Source organism: Alteromonas sp. 14N.309.X.WAT.G.H12, assembly GCF_036697315.1.
Lineage (GTDB): Bacteria > Pseudomonadota > Gammaproteobacteria > Enterobacterales > Alteromonadaceae > Alteromonas.
Genome location: NZ_JBAHZB010000215.1, coordinates 1 through 1,637 on the forward strand (window position 1 = coordinate 1; position 1,637 = coordinate 1,637).

The 1,637-nt window shown below is 43.8% G+C and carries 1 protein-coding gene and 1 pseudogene; one reads left to right on the forward strand and one right to left on the reverse strand.

What is annotated here, in order from left to right; translation table 11 throughout:
• Positions 1 to 1,096 (reverse strand): cytochrome-c oxidase, cbb3-type subunit I (gene ccoN / locus V5298_RS20560; RefSeq protein ID WP_332933274.1); only part of this gene is annotated, 1,096 nt, incomplete at its 3' end.
• 239 nt (positions 1,097 to 1,335) lie between these two features.
• On the opposite strand from ccoN, the pseudogene V5298_RS20565 reads away from it, so the two are divergent.
• Positions 1,336 to 1,637 (forward strand): annotated as a pseudogene (locus tag V5298_RS20565) (hypothetical protein); the annotation flags it as partial.

The following is a 1,637-nucleotide window of genomic DNA, read 5'->3' on the forward strand; positions in this document are numbered from 1 at the left end:
GATAAATGGAGCCGATGGACACCATCGCCACCCAACCTAAGGCACCAGAATGAACATGTCCGATGGTCCAGTCAGTATAGTGAGATAAGGCGTTGACGGTCTTGATGGCCATCATCGGTCCTTCAAAGGTAGACATACCGTAGAATGAAAGGGATACAATCAAGAAGCGTAATACTGGGTCGGTACGTAATTTATGCCATGCGCCAGATAAGGTCATTATGCCGTTAATCATGCCTCCCCAGGAGGGAACGAAAAGGATAATGGACATCACCATACCTAACGATTGCGTCCAGTCAGGAAGCGCTGTGTAGTGAAGGTGATGGGGGCCGGCCCAGATATAAAGGGAAATAAGTGCCCAAAAATGCACAATAGACAGACGATAGGAATAAACCGGGCGACCGGCTTGTTTAGGTACGAAGTAATACATCATACCCAAGAACCCTGCTGTGAGGAAAAAGCCGACGGCATTGTGGCCGTACCACCATTGCATCATGGCATCCACTGCGCCTGCATACAGGGAGTACGATTTCGTTAATGAGATGGGAACAGCCATGCTATTACCAATATGCAACACAGCTACGGTAAGCATAAAGGCGCCAAGGAACCAGTTTGCAACGTAAATGTGCGAGACTTTTCGTATCACCAAGGTGCCGAAAAAGTTAATAATATAAGCAATCCACACCAATGCGATTAAAATATCGATTGGCCATTCCAGTTCAGCATATTCTTTGGTCGAGGTAAGACCAAGAGGTAAGGTGATCACCGCCAGTACGATAACCGCCTGCCAACCCCAAAAGGTAAAGGCTGCCAGCTTATCACTGAACAAACGCACCTGTGATGTACGCTGAACGATGTAGTAAGAGGTGGCAAAAAGGGCACATCCGCCAAAGGCAAATATTACCGCATTTGTGTGTAAAGGTCGTAACCGTGAGAACGTTAACCATGGTGTATCGAAGTTCAGGGCAGGAGCAAATAATTGCGCAGCAATAAATACCCCTAGTCCCATACCTATGATACCCCAGACTATCGTCATGATGGTAAATTGCCTGACTACTTTATAATTGTAATCAGGTTGTGCTTGGCTAATTTCACTCATTTGATTGATTTTCCACTTCAATGATAAATGGGTTTTCCACGGTCTGCTTATCAAGGATAGTGTAAAGTTGCAGGCTTAACAGTTTTCCCTTCAAAGATGGTATTATTTGTTGTTTACAGATCCATTGGTATGTGGATGATAAGATTTTTATTTACAAAAAGATACCATAAACTAGTCGGGGTTGATCTCCATCAAAGGTAGTAAGCAATTACTGTAAAAGTAGTGCATTTAATAAAAATATGAGATTAAAAAATACGTTGAAAAAGTGCCTGATCCCTACATTTATCCTCATTGTAGCTGCCAGTGTTTATGTTGCACAAAAAATGACCTTTCCGTCAACTGTTGATGGGCGTTCTTTGGCGATGTGTGAATTTGAGGATTTGACCTGCCAACTTTATGTAGGCGAGGAGCCTATTGTGGCCACTTTTTCTCGTGAACCCCAGGCAGAAGAAGAGATCAGCGTCCGTTTTTCCTTAGCGCCAGGATATCAAATTGAAAGTGTGTGGATTGAAGGCACAAATATGTATATGGGGAAGATCCC